Here is a 25,632-nt window from a genome sequence, read left to right on the forward strand (position 1 = left end):
ACATGAAAAAGCCGACCTTATGAAACGAGGTCGGCTTTTTGTTTATCTATCGAAGCAGTTTAGAAGCTCACATTGCTGGTTTCATCCGCCGTCACAAGTACCCCTTGTTGAACACTGTAGATACTAAACTCGTCCGGCACAGGCAATGTCACATCACCGGTATCGAGCTGAGCATTACATGTATAACCTAGCGTATACATTCCAGGGTCTAAGAAGCCTAAAGAGAATGAGAAATCAGACGAGTTTTCGACATCTTGTACCAGCGCAGTGGTAACTGGTTTTACTTCATCACCTCCCCCCACTGGTGCCATGTCGTCTTGCGCTACATCACCCTCATACAGATACACCGCTTGCACTCCCGATTCACCATTTTGACAAGCATCATTCGTCGCAGCCAATACCTCGCCCTCAATGTGGCCTGTATCTGCATTGTTAATCAGAGAGATTGAAGTACGTTGAATCGTATAATTTGGATATGCAGATGTGTTCTTCAGACCTCTTCTCAGGTCAAATTCAATTGTGAAGTCATTAGTCTGTTGGTTAACATTAAATGCATTATTGAAAAACAAGACACCGGTATTGGGCTCTTTTCCAACACCTTGCGGACAGGCACCTTCACCTTTTACAGTAAGCTCTCGTACCGTGCTATCTTGCTCAGTAACATAAGAAGGATACTCTGCATGATCACCGTCACGCGCGAAAACACACAGTTGGTAACTGCCCACAGGCACTACTTCTCCGGAAATGAGAGCAAGTGAGTCACTACCTTGGTAATCTAACAAATTAACACTCAACGGAAGTGGCTCGTCCCCTTCTAAGATAGGATCTCCATTCTCATCAATAGGGTTACCCTCATCGTCCATTAGATAGACGTCGTATACTAACGGCTCACTCCCGTTTTGAGGCAATAACGCGACTTTATCAAACGTCACCACGACATCTTGCACTTCATCTACAGGGGCGTCAGAAACGCTAAACGTTACTGGCGTCGTTGAACTTGACGAGTCCGATCCACCACCGCAACCAGCAAGTCCTAACACTGCCGTCGCTGCAGCCACCAATCCTACTTTATTATTCATCTTCCGTACCTCTACTCACTCGTTTTTGAATAAACTGAACTTTCGACTCCCCGACCCACATACAAAATACACGACCTCACCCTCCACCTTTGGACAATCAAGGGTAGTGAGCGATCGTGACATTAGAATAAGTTTAGATTAGGGGAGCTATTTTCGCGGGTTATATTGGCAATAAAATCAATAAACCTTGTCAGTGCTAAGTAAGCCACTGACAGGGCAATGAAAATATAGAGGTTTCGCTATAGGATTGTTTACTTATTTGGTATCAGCTTCCATTGTAGTCATGATATCGAATGCTTCATTAATATCTTTTACAGATACACGATTACCTTGAGAGAGTTGAGTGAAGATAATGTTTAAAAAATCATTGTGACTAAACAGCTCTTCATTACCGGTGTATCTCTTTAGATATGAATCTTTTAGCTCGGCTGCTTTGTTTCTATTCTTGGAATTAGCAACAAACACCACGATCGCTATAGCGATAGCTAAAACAAGAATGTACAACATTAAATTTCCTTTCTTGGTTTGATTTCAACCTCTAACGAGGCCTTTGAGAATATTATCAATAATTACAGTGTGGATTCTTTGTCAGATGCTCGAAGTGTGCATTCGCCCCAGTTTTGGAGCGTTTATGTGCCCTTAACCTGTGACCACAATCATCACATATGAAGTGTGTTTTATGACGTATCTTTAATGCCTCATCTATGGTGATGGACTGGTTGTCGTCTACATTTATTGCCGTGAATATATTCTTGGTGGTCTTTTTCGCTTTCTTAACGCTTGTACGAGATTGGTCTATTAATTGACTGCTACTGATTGTTAGGGGGCCAAACAGTGCGGTTTCTATCGTTATCATATTTCACCCATAAAAAGAGGCACATAGAACCTTTAACGCTCTACTTTGGTGAGGGTGTAGTATCCATATTGCTTTCAAGACTCTCTATTATTTATAGAAAGAAAGAGACTCTTTTATATCAATGAGGTAACAAGGGTATAAAAATCAAAAGGTTATTAAGAAGTGTAAAGCCACCTAATTTAGATAAGATATGCTCGTTCGAGCAGAAACAACAAAGCCAAGCGTGGCGGCTTGGCTTTGTTATTTGAATGGAGCTTTGCGAATCTAAGGCAATAGCTTAGAACCCTCGCCTTTTCCAAAATTGACCTTCATCTTTCGCAACTAAATCAAAGGTCTTATCGGCTATCACTCTTCCCTTAAGCTCGACGGTCATTCTCCATTTACCAATCTTATTATCGATGGGCGCCCAAATCGTATCACCCAGATAAAAGTCCCAGTCATTGCTTCCGACATACTCTTCACCGTCGAATGGCTCGAGCACTTCTCCTTTGTCGGTGGTGATATTTGGGTGATAGATGCAGTATCGGATCTTTTCACCTTTGGCTTTCTTGATGTTGATGATATACCCAAACTCCACATCAATTTCGGCTTCTACTCGATGAGTGAATTCCTGAATCTTTGGTAGGTCTTTAGATTTTGAATCCCAAGTCGAGTAAATGCCATAAGAAGTCATATCCACGACAACAGAACGTTTTGCCATTGTTCATTTAACCTTTAACTGTTTTCTTCATTTGTCTTCATACAACAAGACACTTTGGGTCATCGAATTCAATGATGATGATTTTATTATTCTTGCCAATCTTTCTTCATGCGTGCAACCACAGACTCCGGCACTCCGTGAATATTGCCATACTGTTCACGACACACCTCAATAACCAGTTCAGCACCATGTTTGCGCGCCATGTTTCGATACGCCTTCATCTCCCATCGTTTAACGAACGTGTTCGAAACTACTACATCACGACCTTGTTTTAGGGCATCTTCCGCACGATTTTGACACCACTCATGTGCTTTAGGGAGCAGTTCGGGATCGAAACAGTATTCACCGTCGCTATTCACGAAGTACATGTCGGCTTCTACGTGGAAGGCGGTGAGAGATTTTGCTCTTGTTGATTTGCCAGAACCAGGCAGACCTCGAATTAAGATAAGTTTCAAACTGGTACTCACCGATCTTCAAAAATTGCTTGAAAGCAAAATGTTAACGTATCTGAGGTCAAAAGCATAAGCCTAGATCATTAAGCGCTATTTTAAGCATCGAACGTTCACTAGTGTGTATTCAATTGTACCAACATAGGTTTCGTAACCTCATCGATAAGTGGGTACACGGCGGATTCCATAACGAAATATTTACAAAGGTGCGTTTTGTATGTCGACAAGCGTCACAATATATTATAGATTCAGAAGTATAGACGTCTAAATATCTAGCTTAGGGAGAAAGCTGTGCCTATTCGCATTCCAGACCAATTGCCAGCGAGCGATGTTCTTCGTGAAGAAAACATCTTTGTCATGCCGCTATCAAGAGCATCGACACAGGAAATTCGTCCACTTCGAGTCTTGATCCTCAACCTAATGCCGAAGAAGATTGAAACTGAAACTCAATTTTTGCGCCTATTGTCGAACAGCCCGTTACAAGTGGATGTAGAGCTGTTGCGTATCGACGATAGACCAAGCAAGAACACACCAACTGAACACCTTGATAACTTTTATCGTCAATTTGAAATGGTAAAAAACCGCAACTTTGATGGACTGATCATCACAGGTGCGCCACTAGGTTTGGTTCAGTTTGAAGATGTGATCTACTGGGACCACCTAAAGACCATCATGGAGTGGGCTAACAAACACGTTACCTCTACCCTTTATGTTTGCTGGGCAGCTCAAGCAGGCTTGAAACTGCTGTACGATCTACCGAAACGTACTCGTAAAGAGAAGTTATCTGGTGTTTATCATCATGAAATTCATAACCCGTACCATCCAATCCTGCGAGGCTTTGACGATACCTTCTTAGCACCACACTCTCGCTATGCTGACTTCTCACCCGAATACCTATCCGACCATACGGATCTCGATATTCTGGCGACATCTGACGTCGCTGGTGTTTACTTAGCAGCGACAAAAGATAAACGAAATGTGTTTGTGACCGGGCATCCAGAGTACGATGCACATACGCTTCACAATGAATACGTTCGTGACCTTGGCGAAGGAATGGAACCGGTAATACCGATCAACTACTACCCTAACAACAATCCTGATAACAAGCCTATTGCTAGTTGGCGTAGCCATGGTCACCTGCTGTTTTCAAACTGGCTAAACTATTGCGTTTACCAACAAACGCCATACGATTTGGATCATTTCAGCGAAGAAAACTTCACCAAGGACGACTGATTCATCTGAACAGACCTTTGAAAGCAATGCGTTTATTCGAGCCGTTAGTCACCTCTCTATTTTGAGTTGGTAACAAGCGGCTTTTTTATGGCGATTGAGTCGCATTAGCTCGCCTTTTTACCAACCAACCATTCGAGTTCTCCTATCATGTCTGTGAATTCATAAGGAGCCTCTCAATGCCTTCACTCAAGTTTGCCAACTTATCCCCCTTCCTACTATTAATTGCGCTCGGTGGATGTGTGTCAGTAACAGAAGGTGAACCACAAAGAGTTGAAGCCGACCCTATTGCAATGTCTGAGTCTCGAATCGCTCTCGGACTCGGTTATATGGAGCAAGAGAATATGGTTCGAGCACGAGAGAATCTTGAATTGGCGATTCAACACGCCCCTCGCTACTATCGCGCTCGCCTATCGATGGCACATTATTATGAAAAAGTTGGAGAAACCGACGAAGCCAGAAAGGAATATAAAACAGCGCTGAGACTAGAGTCGAACAACGGTAACGTTCTAAATAACTACGGTACCTTTCTCTGTAAGCAAGGCGATTATGCTCAAGCCGACCAATACCTTAACAAAGCCATTAACCAGCCCTTTTACTACTTAGTTTCGGCAAGCTACGAGAACGCTGGCTTTTGTGCACTAAAATCGGGGGATATTGAAAAGGCTAAGTACTACTTCACACGCGCTCTCGACCACGAGCCAAACCGTTTTAAATCAATCCTACAATTGACAAAGATCGAGGTATCACAGCAAGAGTTTCGAGAAGCAAGATTGCGCTTGTTTAAGTTCCACCAGCGATATGGATATCAAATCCCCTCTTTGCAGATCTTAGTAGAGTTGGAGTCAAAAGCAGGTAACAAAGCTTTACGCGACAAGTATCAATCTATGCTTGATGAGATGAAAGTTTCTTAAGATAAATCAGCACTCATTAAAAAAGCCGACGACTGAATATTATCAGCCATCGGCTTCCATTATCGCCCTGCTTCGGAAAAACAGTCGCCGACTATTGTTACTTCAGCGAAATCCAAGTCTGGCGTTGCGACTTATCCATAAAGCTCCAAGCGACAAAACGACTGATTTTTTGTCCTTGCGCCATCTCAACGACTTTAACCTCTTTCGCATTAAGCTTAGCCAGTTGATCCTTTAATACGGCGACGTTTTCCTTTTTGGAAATCAGAGTTGTGAACCATAGAACTTGCGTAGCAAACTCCAAGCTCTCCTTTGCTAAACCAGTGACGAATTTAGCTTCGCCTCCCGGACACCATAGCTCTGCTTTTTGGCCTCCGAAGTTAAGATCGGGCTTGGTTTGCTTACTCGCCATTGCACTCGGACGCGTAACCTTCTTGTAGAATTTACCCTGCTTTTTCGCACGATTCGCCGCAAGGTTATCGAGCTTTCGCTGAGTCCCTTTCTGCGCTTCTTCTAAAGAGCTGTGGAATGGCGGATTACATGTTGTGACGTCGTAACGTTCATTTTCCTTAATGATCCCTTTAAAGAAGGCTGTTGAGTCATGTTGTAATCGACAGTGAATCTTACCTTTCAAGTTAGGGTTGCTTTCAGCAATAAAGTTAGCAGCCTTAACTGAGACTGGATCCACGTCACTTGCGTTGTAACGCCATCCGTACTCCGTAGTCCCGATGATTGGGTAGATACAGTTTGCTCCTACCCCAATATCAAGAGCTTTGACCTGATCATGTTGGTATGGCTTGCCCTGGCTTTCACTATTCAGCAGGTCGGCAACTCGATGAATGTAATCAGCGCGTCCCGGGATCGGTGGGCACAAGTAGCCAGCAGGAATATCCCAGTGTTGAACACCATAGTGATGAGCAAGCAAAGCTTTGTTCAGCAGCTTCACAGATAATGGGTCAGAGAAGTTAATTGTCGATTCACCAACAGGATTCTTCACCAACTGGTCTTTCAGCTCAGGTAGAGCTTTCACTAGAGCATTAAAGTCATATCGCCCACGGTGCTGGTTTCGTGGGTGCAAACCGCTTTTAACCTGTGGTTTCTTTACCGTCGTTTGACTAGATTTCTTTATTGCTTTGCTTTGCTTACTAGACGTAGCACGTTGCTTTGATGACGCAGGTTTTTGGCCCTTAGAAATCTTAGCTGATGCATTTTTTTTATCATTTTTATTTTTAGAGGCAAAGTTGCGTTTAGGTTTCTGATTCATCGTTTATTTCTTTAAGTCTAAATAGATCATAAACAGGCGAGCATCCAATTCTAATTGGTGATACTCAGGCTCCATATGACAACATAGCTGATAGAAGGCTTTATCGTGCTCTTTCTCTTTGATATGTGCGAGTTCATGAATCACGAGCATTCTTAGGAGAGGCTCTGGTGCATTCTTAAACACACTGGCGATACGAATCTCATTCTTAGATTTGATTTTTCCGCCGTGGTTCTTAGCCACATACGAATGCAGGCCCAATGCATTGTTGATTAGGTGGATTTTGCTGTCGTATACCACTTTACTGATTGGTGGCGTCTTCTTCATATAACGGTTTTTAATCGCCATCGCGTAATCAAACAGCGCTTTCTCACTTTTGATAGTGTGGTTTTCGGGATAGCGGGACTCAAACCATTTTACCAATCGACCGGACTCAACCATTTGTGTTACAGGATCTATAATGTGTTGTGGGTAACCTTGAATATAACGCAGTGATGGGTGCATGAAGCTACGCCTTAAAAGAGCTCTTAAGAGAGGACACAAACCAAAGCCGTGTAGTGTAACTGATCACACTTTTCTATTCACCTTAGATTCGCTACACTTTGCTCAGAACCATCAAGAGAGAACCGAAATGAAACGTGTTGTATTGTACGTAGCGGATAAATGCCCTCATTGTAAAGACGCTCAACGCTACTTAGATTCAAAGAACATCACCTACCGCCTGACCAACGCAAAAATGCAGCGTGGCCGTAAAGAGTTGCAAGCAATGGGCGCTCGCTCAATCCCAGTACTTAAGATAGGCGATCAAATCATGGTTGGATGGAATCAGAAAAACTTCGACAAGATGTATAACGCCAACTACAACTAGAACCAAGTCGGTTTAAATTGCATCATAAAAAAAGCCCGCATAACGCGGGCTTTTTTGTGCAAGTCATACACAAAAATATAAAAGTTGTAGAATCAAATCAGCCTTTAATTTTAAAGACGGCGTTACATTTAACGCATTTGTATTTCGCTTTAATACCAAAAATTTTATCAAACAAAGTTCTGTGTACTCTTACTACTTGCTGCTCTTTACATTTACACTTCATAGAATCTGATTAATATACTGTCAATAATTTGAACTATACGTAATCATTACTGAAAGTAAACCAAATTTTCATTTAATCTCTAAAAATCAATAGGTAATCGGTAAAATTGAGTATTTTATCCATATAAATTATGTGACATTTAGCCAATAACACTCAAAAAGTTAAGGGTTATATAATTCATCCACAAAATATCCGATTTTTACAAAACAGTCCTCGTGACTGTTTATTGACACAATTATTGGTTAAACATACTGCTTAACAAATTCAATAAAGGTTCTATCTGCCTTCGATAAGTACCCTTCTTTTCGCCATGCTAACGATAAATTAAGTTTTACGGGTTCACTAAATGGAATGCCCACAACATCCGATTCATATTCAGTCACCAAACTCAGCAAAGCGGTTATTGCGAACTCCTGTTTTACGATCGACAAAATCATAGGTAATAAATTCGTTTCAAAGGCGATGCTCATATCAAGGTCGTGTTTCACTCGCATTTGATCAATAAAGTCGCGATGAAAATATCCCGACTTAAACATGATCAAATCTTGCTCAAAGAACTGCTCAAAGGTCAGGCTTTTTTGTGCTGCGAATGGGTGGTCTTTACCAACAACCGCCAACATTTCTGAGGCCAACAGATGGTCTGTTTCGAGATCTTCGGGCACGTTATCATGGTTCACCACACCGATATCGAGCTCACCATTAAGCAACATCTCTCTAATTGAGGCGGTACCAGCATCTATCATGGTGATTTTGAGGTTTGGGTACTGACTTTTAAACGCCATAACCACTCTTGGAAAAAAGTAGCTTCCCATCATGCTTGGAGCGCCCAATCGTACTTCCCCCTTTTCCAACCCCTTGAGCTCATTCATTGCTAATTGCGCATCTTCGAATTGCTGTCCAATACGTTTGGCGTGCTCATACAGCACTTTCCCCTCTTCTGTTAACGTCACCTGCTTATCTCCCCGTCGGAATAACGTGAGTTCAAGGGTTTGTTCGAGCTTTTTTATAGAAATACTTAAGGCTGGTTGTGCGATATGAAGCGACTTGGCGGCCTGTGTGAAATTGCCATGGTCGGCAACCGCTAAAAAGTGACGAAGAGATTTTGATTCAAGCATGGTGATATAAAAAATATATTGAAGTGATATCTTTAATATATTTCTTTTATCAAGGGTGAGTTGCTACTTTGTTCACAAGTCGGTAAATAAATAATACAAGGTTCACCTCATGTTTGACGCAGGCACGCCACAATACAGAAACATCACCCGTTCATTGGCGATTGGCTCGTTTATTATTTTTTGTAACCTCTATGTCTTCCAACCCATTCTTCCACATATGGCTGAAGTGTTCTCAGTCAGCGAAACTCAAGTTAACTGGTTATTCGCTGCGACTACACTCGGTTTATCATTCAGCCTTGTTCCCTGGGCCATCGCATCAGAAAGCTTCGGCCGAAAACCTATTATTCTACTTAGCCTCTTTTTAATTCCGCTAGTTGGTCTCTCTATGGTGTTTACTTCAACGCTATGGCAACTGGTTGCGGCACGCGCAATCATGGGGGTTGCAGTTGCTGCCTTTGCTGGCGTCGCCGTTGCGTATATGGTCGAAGAATTAACACCTAAAGCGTTTGCTATCGCTATAGGTGGCTATATTGCGACCAACTCGTTAGGTGGGATTTTTGGGCGTGTGGTTGGTGGACTCATCACTGACTACTTCGATTGGCATGCAGCAATCCTCTTTTTTGTGGTGAGTTCATTTATTGGTGCTCTCTATATCGCTTGGAAACTGCCAAACCAACATGGATTTAAGCCGCAAAAAGGTCTGTTCTTCCACCACAACCGAGCGGTGATCACTCACCTCAAAAATCCAATACTTTGGACAGCGATGCTCATTGGGGGCGCTAACTTTGCTCTATTCGTTAATTTGTATTCTGTAATGGGGTTCAGGCTTGTTGCAGAGCCTCATTCCCTTGCGGTCAGCTTGGCGTCGTTGATCTTTCTTTGTTATCTAGCAGGCACGCTTAGCTCTAAATTCTCTAGCCGTTGGACACAAAGGTACGATCCACTCGCGGGTATCGCCCTCGGTGCAAGTATCAGTTTACTCGGCATGCTTGTCTCTGCCGTTGAACAGATCCCCTTCATGATTGCTGGTCTTCTATTAATAAGCTTTGGCGCATTCTTTGCCCATACGCTCGCATATGCTTGGGTGAGTCAAAAAGCGACTAAAGCAAAAGCGACCGCAACTGCGCTTTATCTCGTTCACTATTACATAGGTGGTAGTCTGGGTGGATTCCTGCTGCTTTATTGTTGGCAACACTTCGGTTGGAATGGCGTTATGGCGGGAGGTTCGTTGTTGTATGGCTTGATCTTCATCTGGCTCTATCAACTGCACCACCATCGCGAAACCAAACCTGCAATGACACAAGCGCAAGTCTAACAAGCACTTATTTAAGCGTTTGAAAGACCGATTAGTACAGTAAGGGTAAATTAGGGTTTTGATTACGACTGATTTTGTTATGCTACGCAAAAATTATTCGGAGCAAGTCATGTCAAACCCATCCTCGAACGATCTTCAGGTTATTCACGACCAAGTTCAACAATGGCTAAATGATGTTGTGATTGGACTAAACCTATGTCCTTTTGCCGCCAAACCACAGCGTAACAAGCAGATTAAGATTTTCGTTAGTGAAGCCACAACTGAAGAGGCGTTGTTGGAAGACATTATGGCGCACTTTGTGGAACTCGATAACACGTCGCCTCAGGAGCTAGAGACAACGCTAGTCGTTGTTCCAAACATGCTTCAAGACTTCTTTGACTACAACATGTTTATTGATTGGATCGAGGGGCTTATTAAGCAGCAAGATTGGGAAGGTATCTACCAAGTGGCGACGTTCCACCCTGATTACTGCTTTGGTGGTGCAGATCCAGAAGACGATGAGAACCTGACCAACCGTTCACCTTATCCTGTTTATCATTTAATTCGCGAAGAGAGTATGGAAAAAGTGTTGAAGCACTATCCGAACCCAGAAGCCATTCCAGACACCAACATCGCTCGTGTGGAGTCTCTGACAGCGGAAGAGCGACGTAAACTATTCCCGTACTTGTTTGGCGCTAGCTAGTACAAACTTTCTGCGAAGTCATGATATATGGGCGGGCCACAAATTGGTCTCGCCCATTTTCCTTGGCGAGATACAAACACTCATCAGCAACCTTTATTAAATTGTCGAGCGTCGACATTCTATTCAGTTGATCACCTTCATCGGCCAGTTGAAAGTGGCAAACACCCGCAGAGATGGTAATAGGCTCTCTGTCTAAAGTGATCGTTTTCACTGACTGCAAAAGTTGCGTTATACGGCGCTCAGCATACTCAGGAGTAGATTGCGGGTAACAGACGATGAACTCTTCACCACCGAATCGAGCTGCAATCCCCCCCTCATCGGTATTTTCTCTTAGAACATTGGCGATCTTTTTAAGCACATCGTCACCGATCTGGTGACCATAGTTGTCGTTCACTTTCTTGAAGTGATCAATGTCGATCACAGCAATGCTACCAACCCCTTCGCCTGCCCTAAGCTTCTCAACCTCTGCATTGAGCTTTTTAAACAGGCAACGACGATTGGGTAGTCTAGTCAATGGATCGTACAGGGCTTGATATTCTAACTTCTCATTAAGCTGTTTAAGTCGTAACTCTTGCGCTCTTCGAACCAACTCCACTTCAATCCACGAAGCCATCAGCTTCATCACGTCGATATCAATCTCTCTAAATTTTCGATAATAAGGTGTCGGGCTAGAGAAGTTTAAGGTGCCGTAGATTTCATTATCAACATAGATTGGTATGCCGATATAAGACTCTAAAGCGAAAGCTTTGTAGGCTGGGTGTGCGGCGTAAACATCATGCGTGCCGCAATGTTCGATTGAAATCGGGCCACGAGCTTGGCAAGTAATCTCGCAATAGGTAGCTCTATAATCGAAAGAGTCACCCTGTTGGAGCGGTACATCTTCAGGAGTGACGCAATATTGAATCGTGTAATTATCCCCTTCGACTTTAGATAGAATGCCAATATCGAGTTCAAATCGTTGTAAGCCCATCTCCAAGAGCTGTACGATTTGTACATCAAACCCTTTTTGATAGTCGTTAGTAATTTGATACAAGCGTCGAATAACAACTTCGCTTTCGCTGGCTCTATTCATAAATCGATTCTCTACTTTAGTAGATGGCTCTCATATAAGCCATTCCTGATATTGATGAGTAAAAGGGAAAAACAATCAATATACAAATACTTTGATAGCAATCAGAGACATTGACACAAAGAATATGTTCTCAACTGCTTGTCTTGTGAATAGCGCCAAACTTCTAGCTTTGCTAAAATGCCCGTCTACCAAAGACAAATGGATAGGAATATGACCCTTTCTCAACTAAACCAAACCATCTTCGATCACCTTTACCGCGATATTAAAGAGTTCCGTAGCACTTTTGATCTTCCTGTTGCTGCACCAGAAACCATGGACGACAAAGGCGATACTCTTCACACCTCTTTGGCTATCGAAGAGCTGACTGAACTTGCAGAAGCCGATTCAAAAACAGAACAAGCCGATGCAATCGTCGACAGCGTCTACGTATTAATGGGTCGTTTAGTCCACATGGGCCAAGACAAAGTTGAAGATAATCTAGCAATCAGCTACCTAATTGATTTGTTGCTTAACGTCGCGAAGAACCGCGCTATCGACTTCCTACCATGTTGGGACGAAGTGCACTCAAGCAACATGAGTAAGGTATGTCGCAACGAGAAAGAGTACGCAGAAACTGAAGCATTCTACGCTGAACAAAACATCAAGCTAATGGCTGTACAAAAAGGTGATTACATCATCGCGAAGTGTGCAGAAGATTTCGTTTCAGAAGAGAAGACCATTCGCCAAGGTAAAGTGCTTAAGTCGGTTTACTACCGTCCAGCTGATCTTGCGCCGCTAACGGCTTAAAAATATTTCCTTATAAGCGAAATTTAAAAAAGCGCCTCAAGTTCTGAGGCGCTTTTTGTTTATTTCTACAGGCCAAAGTGGCTGCCTAAGTTAGCTTGGTTGGATTCTTGCCATGTGGTAAGCCGCAACATATTCGCCATCACGAAATGCAAATGCCGCAGACTCCCCTTCAATTTGAAAACCAAACTTTTTGTAGAGGTTAATAGCCTGCTCGTTGTCGGTGTAAACCGTCAATTCAAGGCGCTTAATGTTAATCCAGTTATCACAAAGATCGACCGCAGTCTGCAATAATGCGCTACCAACACCTTTCCCCGCAAAGTTATCTTTGACCCCCATGCCCAATGAGGCAACGTGCCTGCGTCTCGGGTTAACACAGACCTCTAAGCCAAGGTTGCCAATGACTTCGCCTTGGTACAACGCGACGTAAGAATAGACATGCTCTGGAACATGGGTGAGACGCTTCTCCCAGAGCTCGAGCGAAGGGTGTGGGAGTTGCAGGGTGCCGCGAAACGCATTTGGGCACTCGTAGATCTCTTTAACACTTCTTGCATCACTCGGTTCTGTGCGTCTTACTTGTATTTCCATTTCATTTCCTTCTTAGTTCATGTTGTTTTATCACTCTAATTGCTGTTCCTTTCACAGTAACAAAACAGCGTTAAATAACAACAGGCTAGAAGAAAAACAATGAAATTAACAAGTTACATAGTAAAAGATGCTAGATAGCATTTCGACTTAAGGGAACGAGCCATTAGTAGTCAGATTTAGCTGTAAATTAAGGCCCAGAGAAAACGCGACTTCTTTTACTTGAAACTAAGGCCGTGAATGAATTATTCGAAAAGTAGATAAGTGGAATCGTCGACAGTAATACTCTTAATTCGGGTATTAAACACTTGCTCAAGCTGCTCTGGAACCATCACCTTTTCAGCTGTGCCAACCTTTTGTAACACACCTTTATCTAACAAAAGCACCTGGTCAGCATGCCTTAAGGTGCGATTCAAATCATGGTTCGCCATTAAAACTGAAATCCCTTGCTTGGCGACCCGGTCGATAAGCTTATAGAGCAATGCTTCTTGCCCAATATCCAGCGGTGCAGTTGGCTCATCAAGAATCAGTAACTTCGAATAGGGATTTAACGACGGCCAAATTTGAAGACACATACCCGCCAAACGGACACGTTGCCATTCGCCGCCAGAAAGGGTCTGTATTGATCGGTGTAGCTTATCGCTTATCTCGAGCATCTCGCTAACCTCTGTCAGCACCTCAGACACGATCGCGCTGTGAGGCTCTGCAGAACTTGGCAGGGACAAAGCAAGAAATTGGAACACCTCTAGGTTGAACGCTGGTCGTGCACTCTGACTTAAATAAGCACGCTGCAGAGAGAGGTCTTGCAGTGAAAAACTCGATAGTGGTTTATCAGCCCACATCACTTCACCTGTATAACCCTCTCCAATACCAGAGATCGCCTCGAGTAAGGTACTCTTACCGCTACCATTTGGGCCGATAACATGAGTAACCTTCCCCGGTTTTAGGTCGAATGAAAGCGGCAGCAGCCTTGAGCCTACGCTTAAACTTTTAATTTGAATCATGATTTTTCACCAACATCCAAATAAAGATTGGCGCACCAATCGTGGTTGTCATAACACCAAGCGGCAACTCAGCAGAATCAAGCAGTGTACGAGCGCAGATATCTGCAAACACCAACAGTGCTGCGCCTGATACTGCAGACAGTGGTAGCAGATATCGGTTGTCAGTACCTATCGCCAAACGTAATAGGTGTGGCACGACTAAGCCCACAAAGCTGATCACCCCACCAAGGGCGACGGCACAACCGACAAGTATTGAGACAGCGAAAATCAAACGCCAACGTAGTGCCGGTACGTTGATACCTAGCTGAGCTGCGTGCACTTCTCCAATCATCAGTTTGTCTAGTTTACTTCCCTGCAAACACAACCATATAACGACAGGAATCATCACTAAAGTAAGAGTGTGTTGATACCAAGCGACACCGCCTAGGCTACCCATCAGCCAGTACATCAGCTGGCGAAGGCTTAGATCATCACTAAAATAGAATGCCCAGGTCACCATCGCTCCCGACAAAATGCCAAGTGCAACGCCAATCAACAAGAGTTTTGCGGTAGTTAAGCGCATCGCTCTCACCATACCCACCAGCAGGAGTGTAAAACAGAGCGAGCCGATCACCGCTGCAATCATAAAAAGTTCGGGCGTTGGAGCGAACGGTAAGAAAAACAGAACAACAACCATTGCGAGACTAGCGCCACCGGAAATTCCGAGCACACCGGGCTCTGCTAAGACGTTTCCTAACAAAACTTGTAAGCTTGCTCCGGACACGGCAAGCGCTGCGCCTATTGCAATTGCAGCAAGCAGACGTGGAAGTCGTAAATCAACAAGTAACTTTTCTTCAAGTGGAGAGAGTGTATTCAACGGAGAGATAAAGAGATCGCCGACCATTAAATAGAGGCCGCTGAGAACAATCAGCGCTGCAAGCATCAGATAGATGGCGCGAGTCCAGCGTCGCTGTTTTTGTTGAATAAGGTGTTGGAAATCCATATCAAGCTACTTTAACTAAGTTCGCGTAACCTTACCTGTATCCCCAAATAAACACAAGGTTCGCAATAACGTGCGAACCTTGTGATATCAATCGTTTGAGATGAATTAGTGGCGTTGATTAATCGTAAACCAGTTGGCCATGATCAAATCGAGTTTCTACCTCACACACCATTAGTGCGGCACGTTGTCCAATAGCAACATTGCGATTTGGGAACACGACTGCTTCATTCTCATTTTTAGCCATCAATGGTTTATCACCGTCGTGGCCAAACACTTCACCATGTTTGAATGCAGTGAAGTTCTCAACTGAGTCTGAGAACATGAAGTCAAAATCGTCATGTAAACGAACAATAGTACGACTTACACGATAAGTAATGGTTTTCTTTGGTAGGTGCTCAGGCTCAGTTTCAGCGATAAGGTTACGCATCGCCAAATCAAATGCCGTTAGCTTATCGAGTTGGTTCTCACCAATGCGCGCCACCTGCCCAAGCTCCATTGTTAGTGCCTGCGCACCAAAGTTTTCTGCACTGTACCAACTGAATGTACTGGTTGGAGAGTTTGAAAGCAGCAAAGCCTCTACGTGCCCGCTGTTAATAAAATCAATGAGCTCTTGGCTGCGAACGGGATGACGAACTTTAGGGCTTACTGCAAATGAATAGTGCTTCGATAAACGAATTGCACAGTGAAGGTCTAAATGCCAGCGCGTCTCAGGTTGAGTATCTCGATAGAACTCCGTAACTAAGTGCTTTAGATGGTTCGCAATCTTACTTTCGCGGTTTACTTCATACTCTTTATCGTCAAAAAGACGGTTCATGTTTACATCAAGAAAACGGGTATGAGCGTTGGTCGCTTCTGGGTGAGCGATAATAAACAAACAGCGAGCTTTTACTGATTGGAAACCTGTTTCAATATCTTCAATAATTTTATCAACCAGTTCCATTGGTGCGGTTTCATCACCATGAACGCCTGTTGAAAAAATGATGTTCTTGGTCTGTTGATCGTAATCCGCAGGAATCACTTCAAAGACACCACGTTGGTGGACTTTTAGTTGTACTCCATTACCTAGTACGGTTTGTCCTGCAAGCACTTCTTGTTCAAGATCTAGGCTGTCAAAAAGAAATGATTGGCGAAAGAGAGATTTCGTCATGCGCTACTCCTTAATTGCACGGCCGTATGTTAATAAATTGTACAAAGAAATTGTGTTGCTATGATCGCACTTATCAACAGAAACTCCGTTATCACTCACAAATACTGCCCATAAATAGTTATATTGGCCCTGGTTATAACAGGGAGAATTAAACCTTGCGAGGTTTTTAAGCTATATCAATCAGATAAGAGCCGTGTAACCTACCACAGCTCTTATTGAGTATGAACCGATTAAGATCAATTAATCTTCTTGATTGAGCAGTCTTTCAAACTCGTCGATTTGCGCAGACACCATATCGATACTCTGTTGCCAGAAGTCCGCTTCTGTCAGATCCATACCTAGGTGCTTAGCCACCACATCTTCAGCCATCATGCTGCCTGTGTCTCTAAGAAGTGCGACGTAGTCACTGTAAAAGCGTTCGCCCTTCACTTCTCGTTGCGCGTACACGCCCTTACTGAATAGGTAGCCGAACAGGTACGGATAGTTGTAGAAACTCACTTGTGAGATACTGAAGTGCAGCTTACTCGCCCAGAAGTAAGGGTCAGCTTCACTCATTGCTTCGCCGTACCACGCTTTCCACGTTTTCTCCATTAAGTCACACAACTGCTTAGCCGTAAGCTCGCCTTTCTCGCGCTGTTCGTAGAAAGCCTTTTCGAACTCAAAACGTACTGGAATATTGATCATCAATGCCAAAGATGAAGAGAGCTCTTCCCACAGCATTTCTAGCTTCTCATCACGCGTTTCTGCTTGTTTTAGCAAGTAGTCACGAACAATGTTTTCCGCAAAGATTGAAGCGGTTTCCGCCAACGTCATCGGGTAACGAGTTTGACACAGTGGCATGTCACGCATAACCCAGTTATGGAAGGCATGGCCAAGCTCATGAGCAAGAGTCATAAGATCCGAACGGCTACCACTCCAAGTCATGAATACCAGTGGAGAGCGCGTCGCTGCGAACTTGGTACAGTAAGCTCCCAAGCGTTTGTTTGGCGCAGGCGCTGCATCAATCCAGCCATTTTCAACCATAAGGTCAACAAACTGCGCCATCTCTGGATTAACTTCTGCAAAGGCAGTCTTAATCACATCGATCGCCTCATCAAACGGGTAAACCTTAGATTCACCATCACCCAGCGGTGGCATCGCAGCAAGATGGTTCCAAGGTTTCATCTCATCCAGGCCATGGACTTTCGCCATCAACAGACCCGCTTTTTGGCCTACTGAACGATTGGCTTTTGCTGTCGCCATCATTGTATCGAGTGTTTCAGGCACAATACGACTACCATGCAAGCTCGGCGCTAAGAAATGCACATCACAGATCTTCGAGCGTTTTTTGTTTTCTGTTAGACGCCACCCAGCCAATGCGTTAAGAATGGAAGCGAACGATTCTTGATGCGTCGCCATCGCTTGTTGAACAGCGCGCCAAGCCGGTTCTTGTTTATCAAATTCACTACCATAAAGAAGGCTCGCCGCTTGTGAGAAACCAAGTTCTTCCTCTTCGCCTTCAAGCTGCAGTGAGAGCTTTAATGAACCCGTTAAGTTGTCGTATAAACGACCCCACGCATCACGACCATCAACTTCCATTGCAGCAAGCAGTTGTTCTTCAGCAACACTTAGACGAGTTGCCGCTAGTTTACGAGAACTCTCAATGGCAAAACCTTGACCCGCAACGTCCGGACTGGTGTGGTCTAGTACTTTGGTGATGAAATCCACGTCAGCGTGAACCAGCGTGTCTTCATATGGGCTAAACGCTTGAGACATTTCAGAGTTAAGTTTTGCAACGCGGCCTAAAAGCTGTTTGGCTTCGGTATGGGTTGCATCCACTGACGCGTGGCAATTTGCGAAGGTATGAATGGTTCCCAACAGCGTGCCTGCTGCTTCGGAGGTTTGAATCGCATTCTGCATCGCGATCACGGTATCGCGCTTTTCTACATGAAGATATAGCAGTTCGATACACTGCTCGATCAATTCAATATCTTGTTCAATTTTTGAATCGTCTAATCCACGATATGCAATGCTCAAATCCCAACTTGGCGTTGTCATGAGTTCTGTCCTTATTCTGTGCGATGTTCTATCGATAAATTGGTATATATTAAAATCCAGTTTTCACTGACTGGTGCTAGGTTGCTAACAATGGCTGCCCAATCACCTTCACACTGATATAGTTATTGTCGTCTGTTTGTGTGATTTGAATGTGTGTCAGAGACGCGTTGCCAATGGCAAGGTTGGAGTAAAGCGTTGGCTTCTTCCAATCAATATCCAAACAATGCGCCAAAATCATTCTAATTACGCCACCATGCGTAACCAATAATGTGTTGTCATTGATGCAACTAATAAGTTGCGACCAACCTTGAATTACTCGTTGATGGAATGCCTGTAAACTTTCCGCTCCAGCAAGTTGATGATTTGCTGGGTCTTGCCAAAATGATTCTAAACAGCCCCATTGGTCACTGAGAAGGTCGAAAGGCACGCCATCTACATCACCGAAATTCATCTCTTGCAGCTCGTCGATGCTCTGCAAAGGTATTGATTTGGCTTGCGCCGCTCTCTCTGCCAAATCATAACAACGTCGCAGTGGTGATGCTGCTACTGCATCAAATTTAACCGGAAGCGCTGTTATTTCTGCGCAAATCTCATCTTGGAGTGACGCGTCAACGAGCACGTCTGTCTTGCCATTGAGTGCCGCCTCTCCAAGTACTTTGCCATGACGAACGAGGTAAATATTTTTGGTACGTATCTTGTTCAATATGAGCCCGTTAGCCTTCGTTTTTTAGAACCATAGGTAAACCTGCTGCAATGAAAGTAACTTGCTTCACCACTTTTGCTAAGGCTTGATTCATTCTGCCAGCATTGTCTACAAATAAACGAGACACTTGCCCCATAGGAACAACCCCAAGGCCTACTTCGTTCGAAACCAAAATGATATTGGCTGGGCTCGCTTCGACGGCATCGACTAACTCTTCTATCCAACTTTCGACTTGTGCATTAGTCGCTTGTTCACCAAGTTGATAAATCACGTTGTTGAGCCAAAGTGTTAAGCAATCTACCAAAACCACGTCTGATGAATTTAAATCGCGCAGTGTTTTTGCAAGCTCAAGCGGCACTTCATGTTCGTTCCAACGCGTATCACGTCGTTGTTGGTGATGAAGAATGCGAGCCTTCATCTCCTCATCAAAACTTGTCGCAGTTGCTATGTAGTGCAGCTGAAACGCGTCGTTACTCGATTTCTCAATGGCTTGTTTTTCAGCGAAACTCGACTTTCCTGAGCGTGCTCCACCAAGAATTAAATGCGTGGTTTTTCCATTGTTCATGATTCGTGTTTACCCCATAAGCCCGTTATAAAACGCAGCGATAAACAGTAAGTAAGTTGAAAGTTCAACCAGCTGCTGCGCGGCGCCTAAGCAGTCTCCAGTAAAGCCACCAATACGCAGCGTTAGCCAACGTTTAAGCAGGGTACGGACGACATAACCTATGACTAACAACAAAGCGCTAAATTCGATACCAAACCATAAGCTCGGTATTAATCCAATGGTAATCAAAAATAGAGTTTCAGTGCGTGTCTGCTTATTGGCTAATGGCTTACTTTTGCTGGTATCGGGATCGCTGACATAAGGCATGTCATAAATCAGCGACGCTGCAATAGCTCGACTAAATGCGTAGCTAGAAACCAAGATCATAAAAAAATCTGCGGTACTTGTTTGCTCAATAAGCTCGCTCAGAAACACCCACTTACCTAACAGAGCCATAATCAATGCAGAAGCGCCATAAGTACCAATACGGCTGTCTTTCATGATGGTTAGGCGTCGCTCAAGGGTCATGCCTCCACCAATACCATCGGCCATATCTGTCAGGCCATCTTCGTGGAATGCACCTGTCAGCATTAAGCTAAATGCCATCATAAGGATCAATGCTACGTCAGCAGGTAAGAACAAACTTAGCAAAACATAGACGGACGCACACAATAGACCGAGCAGAATGCCGACCGCCGAAAAATAACGCCCGGCTCGATTCATACGCTCTTCCGAATAAGGCGTATTATGGGGTACAGGTAGACGAGAGAAGAAACCCAGTGCCAACAAAAACAGTTGCCACTGATATTTAAAGCCGCTGTTTGTCTCAGACTGGTTCATTACACCGTCACTCCAGCACTCTCAAAACTGGCCATGTTGTTGTAGAACTCAGCGGCGGCCTTAATCAAAGGCTGTGCCAATGCTGCCCCCGTACCCTCACCTAGCCTTAGCCCCAAGTCCAACATAGGTTCGGCATTTAATTCACTCAATACATATTGATGTGCGTGTTCTTGAGACTTGTGCGCAAACAACATGTAATCACGACATGCTGGTTCAATTAAGCTCGCCACATACGCGGCTACCGAGACAATAAAGCCATCTACCAAAATCGGTGTTTGCGCCTTTGCTGCGCCGATAAACCCACCAACCATTTGTACAATTTCAAAGCCACCCACTTCAGCAAGCACTTGCTCTACTGTTTTGCCTTCACAACGCTCGACACCGTTGGCAACCACCTGCTGCTTTCGCTTAAGTTGTTCATCATCTATCCCAGTACCAAGGCCAACACTCTCTTTTGCATCTAACTCAGTTAGTGCGCTGAGTATTGCCGAAGCACTGCTGGTATTGCCAATGCCCATTTCACCAAACATAACGAGATTGCAGCCGTGCGCGATTTTACTTTCAATCAAAGACTGACCATAGCTGATCCCTTTCTCGACTTGCTCAAGTGACATCGCAGCTTGTTGATTAAAGTTATGAGTACCGTTGCCCAACCTTTGAGTGACCAATACTGCGGTATTGCTGCCCGAAATCGCGCTGGTATCGATGGCTTGTAAAATACCTGCGTCCACAACGGTTAGGTCAATATCGTTTAACCGACAGAAACAGTTAATCGCTGCGCCACCATGGACAAAGTTCAATACCATTTGCTGAGTCACAGTACTCGGAGCAATACTCACCCCCTCATCCGCGATACCGTGGTCGCCAGCAAAAACAAACATTGAAGGCTTCGTGATTTGAATTGTCTCAGCCGCTGTTTGGCTTTGTTGACTTTGAATGAGCGCCAATTGAAAAGCGGTCTTCTCTAACAGGCCAAGTGCGCCCAATGGTTTGGTTTTTTGATCGATTCGATTTTGGATAAACGCCGAGTGTTGAGTGTCTAGCATGGAGATGACTTACCAATGTGATGATTTGAAGTTTTAATCGTTAAATGACTGCTTTTTCTGAGAGAGCAGTAGTTTCTTACGTAGAAAAATAGTTTCTTACATAGTAAAACCAGAAAGCAGAGCCCATCGTTGACTTTGCTTTCGATTATTTTGGTCGCGCTACCGAAAAAACATTAGAGAGCGTCGCGTATTCGCCGCCACCAAGACGTGACAACGGGTTTAACGCTAGCGCATCAATTTTCAATCGCTCACTGGTTTGATCGATAATCTCTTCAGCAATGTACACCGCTTCAACCTTTGCAAATATCAAGCTTTGTGGAACCTCTCCCACTTCTTTAACTTCAAACAACGTACAACCAAACGCCACAGAGCAAGATTTAACTCGAGGCAAAGAAAAACCTTCAAACTCGACTAACTCAATATCGTTTGCTTGTACTTCAGAATGATCATGATCGAGTGTTGCAGCTGTAGCCGTCATTACTTCCGCAGAAGATTCAGACGCAATATGAATAACTAACTTACCGGTTTCTATTGCATTTTTAGCGGTGTCTTTGATTTCACCTGTCGGCTTTTTCCCTACAGAAAGCATCAACAATGGAGGCTGGCTCGATACTGGAGTGAAGTAGGAAAACGGAGCAAGATTGAATACATCACCACTTGATTTGGTTAACGCCCATGCTATTGGACGAGGGACAACCGTTTGAGTCATCAGGTGGTAGATTTCATTTGCAGAGAGAGTATCGAACTGGAGGTTCATCGCGCATCCTTGGCTGTGACAAAGTAACAATCAGTGTACTTGCTATCACCTTATCTATCTATCGATAAGTCGCCTTTGCCGCCGTGTTTGTTGTCGAATTGAACAAAATCGACTCAAAATTCTCAATTTGACTGTCAATTTGAACAATGCTGAACCAATCAACACCGCATTCCAATAAAATCAATCACTTAAAAGTTGGCATCAGTTATGCTTCTACTAAAGTGCTTTAAGTCACTCACTATGAAAAGCCAAGTGTATGGTTTTCAGGGAATGAAAGCAGAAGTACACATATAGCACCATAAGATTTAGGAGGTCTTTATGTTCGCTAACCAAAGTAGAAGAAAGCCGAATAAATCTGGTAAACAAAGCAAAAAGGTGAAGAAAATCCCACTCTCCTTCACTTAGGTAAGCGCCCGTCTCCAGCGCAAGCCAGAAAGCCCGCTCCCCGCGGGCTTTTGTTTTATTGCGCCTTAAGTTACTAAACCGTCCATTGCTCCGAGAGCTCAGTTATTTAGCACCATGTCCTTTGTTGACTGCTCTTGGATGCCAACTCGCTGTAAACATGAACAATTTGTAGCGCAATTCACGGATTTTTCTGGATCTTCTGAGTAGATTGTTCCAAAACTAAAGTACTCAGTATTATAGATTCACTACATTTCTACTCACTAAGGAGTCCGCATGTCCATTCAAGGAGACAATTCTTCCGTTATCGTAGCAGGCGCGACGGGGTTGATTGGTGGTCATGTATTGCAACACCTGTTAAATGAATCTTCGGTAAAAACCGTTTATACACTCACTCGCTCCCAAATAGTAACAGAGCTCGCTTCAAATAAGCTGGTTCAAATCATCAACAACGACCTTGATGTCACGCAGTGGAACGATAATCACCCAAGACCAAAGCTCGGTGTTATCTGCCTAGGTACAACCATCAAACAGGCAGGCTCAAAAGCAGCATTACGTAAGGTAGATGTAGAATTGGTGACTCACGTCGCTCAAACGATGAAGTTTTTGGGCGTTGAGCGCGTTGCCGTTGTATCCAGCTATGGAGCTTCTCTGACCTCTTACTCACACTACTTAAAATGCAAAGGACAGATGGAGCAAAACTTAATTCGCATTGGTTTTAAACAATTATTTATTGCGAGGCCTGGACCACTGCTGGGTAATAGAACGAAGCCAAGATCTGATGAAAAGCTCCTACAAACACTCTCTCCTCTTTTCAGACCTTTTATGCTTGGTCGTTTAAAAAACCTTCGCCCGATAGAGTCAGAGTCTGTAGCCAAGACAATGCTATTTAAATTATTCGAAAATAATTTCAAAAATGTCGAAATCTTTAGTTCGAGTGACATGCTCAATTTTTTGGCGAAATATCGCTAAATTGATGACTGAAACATCACTCTGTTGAATATCCGAACAACCACTCTTTTAGATATGACTAATTGATCTATCAAATTACTTTTCCTTATTTTACGTTTTGTTACAGAACGTTATTTTAGCTAACAGTACTCACGCCTATATATCCAGGCCTCCTATCGTTCTGAAGTAATTCATAAGGAAATTCAATGTCATTCCCTGCTATCGCTGCCTTAGCGGTATTCACTGGTATTCTCTTTTTTCTCTACGGACAGCAGAAAAAAGAACACACACTTTCGCGTCTAGTTCTACTTGGTCTTGTCTTTGGTAGTGGTTTCGGTCTTGGGCTACAACTGCTATTCGGCGAAGGTAACCCAATCATTAAAGAAACCTTAGACTGGGTTAACATTGTTGGCCGCGGCTACGTGGGTCTACTGAAAATGGTCATCATGCCACTGGTACTAGTGTCTATGATTGCCGCTGTTGTGAAATTAGATAAAGGTGGTTCACTGGGTAAGATTTCAGGAATCACCATTTCAGTACTGTTGGCGACAACTGCTATCTCTGCCGTGATCGGTATCATTGTGACTCAGGCATTTGGTTTGTCTGCAGAGGGACTCACTGAAGGTGCACGTGAAACAGCACGTCTAGCAGCGCTAGAAACTCGCGCTGACCGTGTCTCTGACCTGACTATCCCTCAAATGCTGGTTAGCTTCATTCCAACTAACCCATTTGCTGATCTTACTGGCGCACGTTCAACGTCTATCATCGCTGTTGTTATCTTTGGTGTGCTAACAGGTATTGCAGCACGTAAAGTGATGGCAGAGAAAGAAGAACTAGAGTCACCGATTCGTACTTTCGTAGAAGCCACGCAATCTATTGTGATGCGCCTTGTTAAAATGATCATGGCTCTGACTCCATACGGCATTGCAGCTCTAATGGCGAAAGTGGTCGCGACATCAAGCGCATCTGACATCCTGAGCCTACTTGGTTTCATCGTGGCTTCTTATATTGCTATTCTACTGATGTTTGTAGTTCACGGCGTATTGGTTTCATTTGTTGGCGTAAACCCGAAAGAATACTTCAAGAAGATTTGGCCAGTACTGACGTTTGCGTTCACATCGCGCAGTTCGGCAGCAACGATTCCTCTGAACGTTGAAGCGCAAATCACTAAACTTAACGTTCCACCAGCGATTGCAAACCTGTCAGCGTCATTCGGTGCAACAATCGGTCAAAACGGTTGTGCGGGTATCTACCCTGCAATGCTAGCGGTGATGGTTGCGCCAACTATGGGCATCAACCCAATGGACATCAACTTCATCCTATCGCTGATTGCCATCATCACAGTAAGCTCATTTGGTATCGCTGGCGTAGGCGGCGGTGCCACGTTTGCAGCACTAATAGTACTACCTGCAATGGGACTACCTGTAACTATCGCTGCTCTGCTTATCTCTATCGAGCCACTTATCGATATGGCTCGCACTGCGCTTAACGTATCTGGTGCAATGACGGCAGGCACAATTACAAGCCGCATTCTAGGTAACAAAGAAGAGCAAAACGATCTTCAGCAAGCTCAAGCGTAATTGGATTGAAAGCGTCGACTTAAGATAAGTTATGTAAACTCATTCAAGCCAAAACGAAAAAACCGATGCGCACTGCATCGGTTTTTTATTTCAAGCACAAAAAGACTAAAGATCGAGCTCAGAAATACTCGACATAGCAAGCAGTTCGTCCTCTTCCTCACTCAAGCCACTGATTCCTATTGCTCCAACAACACGGCCTTCAACGACGATAGGCACGCCACCTTTAAAGCCAGTGATATTCGGATCATTCCAATAACCGATATCCTTGCCGGTCGCTCGTGCCCACTCACCTAAATTGCCACTTGGTTGACGATCACGTGCCGACGTATACGCTTTGCTTCTTGCTAACAGGCCAGCCTGAACACTTACGTCGTCCATCTTAGCGAATGAAATCAATTCACCGTGAGTATCACAAACAGCGACGGCAATTTGCTGATGATTTTGAGTCGCGATTTCAATAGCCATCGCCACAGCTTGTTGAGCTTTGTTTAAAGTCAGCATGGTTATCAC

Annotated in this window: 26 protein-coding genes and 1 pseudogene; 8 read left to right on the forward strand and 19 right to left on the reverse strand. The window is 44.0% G+C overall.

Annotated features, from left to right (window positions below):
• Positions 1-59: 59 nt before the first annotated feature.
• The 4 genes from KI743_RS15090 to KI743_RS15105 form a co-directional block, all read right to left on the reverse strand.
• A complete protein-coding gene (locus KI743_RS15090; protein WP_285467074.1) occupies positions 60-1,079 on the reverse strand; it encodes a DUF4382 domain-containing protein in 1,020 nt (339 codons plus the stop codon).
• A 255-nt stretch (positions 1,080-1,334) separates the two neighbouring features.
• Complete coding sequence (locus KI743_RS15095) at positions 1,335-1,586, reverse strand: hypothetical protein (protein WP_032548889.1); 252 nt, start codon at positions 1,584-1,586, stop codon at positions 1,335-1,337.
• A gap of 626 nt (positions 1,587-2,212) precedes the next feature.
• Positions 2,213-2,635, reverse strand: a complete 423-nt coding sequence (locus tag KI743_RS15100; protein ID WP_239842003.1) for a DUF3859 domain-containing protein — start codon at positions 2,633-2,635, stop codon at positions 2,213-2,215.
• 86 nt (positions 2,636-2,721) lie between these two features.
• Positions 2,722-3,090: an ATP-binding protein gene (locus KI743_RS15105; RefSeq protein ID WP_285467075.1), complete on the reverse strand. Its 369-nt coding sequence runs from the start codon at positions 3,088-3,090 to the stop codon at positions 2,722-2,724.
• Positions 3,091-3,375: 285 nt separating this feature from the next.
• Here KI743_RS15105 and metA point away from each other — a divergent pair, with 285 nt between their 5' ends.
• Positions 3,376-4,317: a homoserine O-succinyltransferase gene (metA, locus tag KI743_RS15110; RefSeq protein WP_032548884.1), complete on the forward strand. Its 942-nt coding sequence runs from the start codon at positions 3,376-3,378 to the stop codon at positions 4,315-4,317.
• A 176-nt stretch (positions 4,318-4,493) separates the two neighbouring features.
• Positions 4,494-5,228, forward strand: a complete 735-nt coding sequence (pilW, locus tag KI743_RS15115; protein ID WP_285467076.1) for a type IV pilus biogenesis/stability protein PilW — start codon at positions 4,494-4,496, stop codon at positions 5,226-5,228.
• 97 nt (positions 5,229-5,325) lie between these two features.
• On the opposite strand, the pseudogene rlmF reads toward pilW, so the two are convergent.
• A pseudogene (rlmF, locus tag KI743_RS15120) lies at positions 5,326-6,327 on the reverse strand (23S rRNA (adenine(1618)-N(6))-methyltransferase RlmF); the annotation flags it as partial.
• 165 nt (positions 6,328-6,492) lie between these two features.
• On the reverse strand, positions 6,493-6,990 hold the full coding sequence (locus KI743_RS15125; RefSeq protein ID WP_032548880.1) for a YgjP-like metallopeptidase domain-containing protein: 498 nt from the start codon (positions 6,988-6,990) through the stop codon (positions 6,493-6,495).
• A gap of 127 nt (positions 6,991-7,117) precedes the next feature.
• Here KI743_RS15125 and KI743_RS15130 point away from each other — a divergent pair, with 127 nt between their 5' ends.
• A complete protein-coding gene (locus tag KI743_RS15130) occupies positions 7,118-7,354 on the forward strand; it encodes a glutaredoxin family protein (protein WP_032549688.1) in 237 nt (78 codons plus the stop codon).
• Positions 7,355-7,819: 465 nt separating this feature from the next.
• Here KI743_RS15130 and KI743_RS15135 read toward each other — a convergent pair whose 3' ends face one another.
• A complete protein-coding gene (locus tag KI743_RS15135; protein WP_032548879.1) occupies positions 7,820-8,692 on the reverse strand; it encodes a LysR family transcriptional regulator in 873 nt (290 codons plus the stop codon).
• 109 nt (positions 8,693-8,801) lie between these two features.
• Between KI743_RS15135 and KI743_RS15140 the strand changes: the two genes are divergently transcribed.
• Positions 8,802-10,007: an MFS transporter gene (locus KI743_RS15140; protein ID WP_285467080.1), complete on the forward strand. Its 1,206-nt coding sequence runs from the start codon at positions 8,802-8,804 to the stop codon at positions 10,005-10,007.
• Positions 10,008-10,116: 109 nt separating this feature from the next.
• Positions 10,117-10,689: a DUF1415 domain-containing protein gene (locus KI743_RS15145; protein WP_285467081.1), complete on the forward strand. Its 573-nt coding sequence runs from the start codon at positions 10,117-10,119 to the stop codon at positions 10,687-10,689.
• On the opposite strand, the gene KI743_RS15150 is transcribed toward KI743_RS15145, so the two are convergent.
• Complete coding sequence (locus tag KI743_RS15150; protein ID WP_285467083.1) at positions 10,682-11,761, reverse strand: sensor domain-containing diguanylate cyclase; 1,080 nt, start codon at positions 11,759-11,761, stop codon at positions 10,682-10,684. The genes KI743_RS15145 and KI743_RS15150 overlap by 8 nt on opposite strands.
• A gap of 210 nt (positions 11,762-11,971) precedes the next feature.
• Here KI743_RS15150 and KI743_RS15155 point away from each other — a divergent pair, with 210 nt between their 5' ends.
• Complete coding sequence (locus KI743_RS15155; protein WP_150872664.1) at positions 11,972-12,547, forward strand: nucleoside triphosphate pyrophosphohydrolase family protein; 576 nt, start codon at positions 11,972-11,974, stop codon at positions 12,545-12,547.
• A 90-nt stretch (positions 12,548-12,637) separates the two neighbouring features.
• Here KI743_RS15155 and KI743_RS15160 read toward each other — a convergent pair whose 3' ends face one another.
• The 10 genes from KI743_RS15160 to KI743_RS15205 form a co-directional block, all read right to left on the reverse strand.
• A complete protein-coding gene (locus tag KI743_RS15160) occupies positions 12,638-13,132 on the reverse strand; it encodes a GNAT family N-acetyltransferase (protein ID WP_285467086.1) in 495 nt (164 codons plus the stop codon).
• Between the two features lie 242 nt (positions 13,133-13,374).
• Positions 13,375-14,133, reverse strand: a complete 759-nt coding sequence (btuD, locus tag KI743_RS15165) for a vitamin B12 ABC transporter ATP-binding protein BtuD (protein WP_285467087.1) — start codon at positions 14,131-14,133, stop codon at positions 13,375-13,377.
• Complete coding sequence (btuC, locus tag KI743_RS15170) at positions 14,120-15,115, reverse strand: vitamin B12 ABC transporter permease BtuC (protein ID WP_285467088.1); 996 nt, start codon at positions 15,113-15,115, stop codon at positions 14,120-14,122. Before btuC ends, btuD begins: the two co-directional genes overlap by 14 nt.
• A 118-nt stretch (positions 15,116-15,233) precedes the next feature.
• Complete coding sequence (locus KI743_RS15175) at positions 15,234-16,262, reverse strand: succinylglutamate desuccinylase (protein ID WP_285467090.1); 1,029 nt, start codon at positions 16,260-16,262, stop codon at positions 15,234-15,236.
• A gap of 240 nt (positions 16,263-16,502) precedes the next feature.
• A complete protein-coding gene (locus KI743_RS15180) occupies positions 16,503-18,299 on the reverse strand; it encodes a M3 family oligoendopeptidase (RefSeq protein WP_285467091.1) in 1,797 nt (598 codons plus the stop codon).
• A gap of 76 nt (positions 18,300-18,375) precedes the next feature.
• Entirely contained in the window at positions 18,376-19,002 is a 627-nt protein-coding gene (locus tag KI743_RS15185; RefSeq protein WP_285467093.1) for a histidine phosphatase family protein, read from the reverse strand.
• A gap of 10 nt (positions 19,003-19,012) precedes the next feature.
• A complete protein-coding gene (gene cobU, locus KI743_RS15190; RefSeq protein ID WP_285467095.1) occupies positions 19,013-19,567 on the reverse strand; it encodes a bifunctional adenosylcobinamide kinase/adenosylcobinamide-phosphate guanylyltransferase in 555 nt (184 codons plus the stop codon).
• Positions 19,568-19,576: 9 nt separating this feature from the next.
• Positions 19,577-20,386, reverse strand: a complete 810-nt coding sequence (locus tag KI743_RS15195; protein WP_285467097.1) for an adenosylcobinamide-GDP ribazoletransferase — start codon at positions 20,384-20,386, stop codon at positions 19,577-19,579.
• A complete protein-coding gene (cobT, locus tag KI743_RS15200) occupies positions 20,386-21,432 on the reverse strand; it encodes a nicotinate-nucleotide--dimethylbenzimidazole phosphoribosyltransferase (RefSeq protein WP_285467098.1) in 1,047 nt (348 codons plus the stop codon). Before cobT ends, KI743_RS15195 begins: the two co-directional genes overlap by 1 nt.
• A gap of 145 nt (positions 21,433-21,577) precedes the next feature.
• Positions 21,578-22,189, reverse strand: a complete 612-nt coding sequence (locus tag KI743_RS15205; protein WP_285467100.1) for a flavin reductase family protein — start codon at positions 22,187-22,189, stop codon at positions 21,578-21,580.
• 678 nt (positions 22,190-22,867) lie between these two features.
• On the opposite strand from KI743_RS15205, the gene KI743_RS15210 reads away from it, so the two are divergent.
• Positions 22,868-23,563 (forward strand): NAD(P)H-binding protein, encoded by a 696-nt coding sequence (locus KI743_RS15210; protein WP_285467102.1) that lies wholly within the window; start codon positions 22,868-22,870, stop codon positions 23,561-23,563.
• 185 nt (positions 23,564-23,748) lie between these two features.
• Positions 23,749-25,122, forward strand: coding sequence for an L-cystine transporter (locus tag KI743_RS15215; RefSeq protein ID WP_285467104.1), 1,374 nt, complete (start codon positions 23,749-23,751; stop codon positions 25,120-25,122).
• A 105-nt stretch (positions 25,123-25,227) separates the two neighbouring features.
• Here KI743_RS15215 and KI743_RS15220 read toward each other — a convergent pair whose 3' ends face one another.
• On the reverse strand, positions 25,228-25,623 hold the full coding sequence (locus tag KI743_RS15220) for a heme-binding protein (protein ID WP_285467105.1): 396 nt from the start codon (positions 25,621-25,623) through the stop codon (positions 25,228-25,230).
• Positions 25,624-25,632 lie beyond the last annotated feature (9 nt).

This window comes from Vibrio sp. D420a (assembly GCF_030248625.1).
Taxonomy (GTDB): domain Bacteria; phylum Pseudomonadota; class Gammaproteobacteria; order Enterobacterales; family Vibrionaceae; genus Vibrio; species Vibrio fortis_A.

Excerpts from the sequence above, each read along its gene's own strand:
- KI743_RS15090 (WP_285467074.1), bottom strand. The coding sequence starts at position 1,079 with ATGAATAATAAAGTAGGATTGGTGGCTGCAGCGACGGCAGTGTTAGGA.
- KI743_RS15095 (WP_032548889.1), bottom strand. The coding sequence starts at position 1,586 with ATGTTGTACATTCTTGTTTTAGCTATCGCTATAGCGATCGTGGTGTTT.
- KI743_RS15100 (WP_239842003.1), bottom strand. The coding sequence starts at position 2,635 with ATGGCAAAACGTTCTGTTGTCGTGGATATGACTTCTTATGGCATTTAC.
- pilW (WP_285467076.1), top strand. The coding sequence starts at position 4,494 with ATGCCTTCACTCAAGTTTGCCAACTTATCCCCCTTCCTACTATTAATT.
- KI743_RS15125 (WP_032548880.1), bottom strand. The coding sequence starts at position 6,990 with ATGCACCCATCACTGCGTTATATTCAAGGTTACCCACAACACATTATA.
- KI743_RS15130 (WP_032549688.1), top strand. The coding sequence starts at position 7,118 with ATGAAACGTGTTGTATTGTACGTAGCGGATAAATGCCCTCATTGTAAA.
- KI743_RS15135 (WP_032548879.1), bottom strand. The coding sequence starts at position 8,692 with ATGCTTGAATCAAAATCTCTTCGTCACTTTTTAGCGGTTGCCGACCAT.
- KI743_RS15140 (WP_285467080.1), top strand. The coding sequence starts at position 8,802 with ATGTTTGACGCAGGCACGCCACAATACAGAAACATCACCCGTTCATTG.
- KI743_RS15145 (WP_285467081.1), top strand. The coding sequence starts at position 10,117 with ATGTCAAACCCATCCTCGAACGATCTTCAGGTTATTCACGACCAAGTT.
- KI743_RS15150 (WP_285467083.1), bottom strand. The coding sequence starts at position 11,761 with ATGAATAGAGCCAGCGAAAGCGAAGTTGTTATTCGACGCTTGTATCAA.
- KI743_RS15155 (WP_150872664.1), top strand. The coding sequence starts at position 11,972 with ATGACCCTTTCTCAACTAAACCAAACCATCTTCGATCACCTTTACCGC.
- KI743_RS15160 (WP_285467086.1), bottom strand. The coding sequence starts at position 13,132 with ATGGAAATACAAGTAAGACGCACAGAACCGAGTGATGCAAGAAGTGTT.
- btuD (WP_285467087.1), bottom strand. The coding sequence starts at position 14,133 with ATGATTCAAATTAAAAGTTTAAGCGTAGGCTCAAGGCTGCTGCCGCTT.
- btuC (WP_285467088.1), bottom strand. The coding sequence starts at position 15,115 with ATGGATTTCCAACACCTTATTCAACAAAAACAGCGACGCTGGACTCGC.
- KI743_RS15175 (WP_285467090.1), bottom strand. The coding sequence starts at position 16,262 with ATGACGAAATCTCTCTTTCGCCAATCATTTCTTTTTGACAGCCTAGAT.
- KI743_RS15180 (WP_285467091.1), bottom strand. The coding sequence starts at position 18,299 with ATGACAACGCCAAGTTGGGATTTGAGCATTGCATATCGTGGATTAGAC.
- cobU (WP_285467095.1), bottom strand. The coding sequence starts at position 19,567 with ATGAACAATGGAAAAACCACGCATTTAATTCTTGGTGGAGCACGCTCA.
- KI743_RS15195 (WP_285467097.1), bottom strand. The coding sequence starts at position 20,386 with ATGAACCAGTCTGAGACAAACAGCGGCTTTAAATATCAGTGGCAACTG.
- cobT (WP_285467098.1), bottom strand. The coding sequence starts at position 21,432 with ATGCTAGACACTCAACACTCGGCGTTTATCCAAAATCGAATCGATCAA.
- KI743_RS15205 (WP_285467100.1), bottom strand. The coding sequence starts at position 22,189 with ATGAACCTCCAGTTCGATACTCTCTCTGCAAATGAAATCTACCACCTG.
- KI743_RS15210 (WP_285467102.1), top strand. The coding sequence starts at position 22,868 with ATGTCCATTCAAGGAGACAATTCTTCCGTTATCGTAGCAGGCGCGACG.
- KI743_RS15215 (WP_285467104.1), top strand. The coding sequence starts at position 23,749 with ATGTCATTCCCTGCTATCGCTGCCTTAGCGGTATTCACTGGTATTCTC.
- KI743_RS15220 (WP_285467105.1), bottom strand. The coding sequence starts at position 25,623 with ATGCTGACTTTAAACAAAGCTCAACAAGCTGTGGCGATGGCTATTGAA.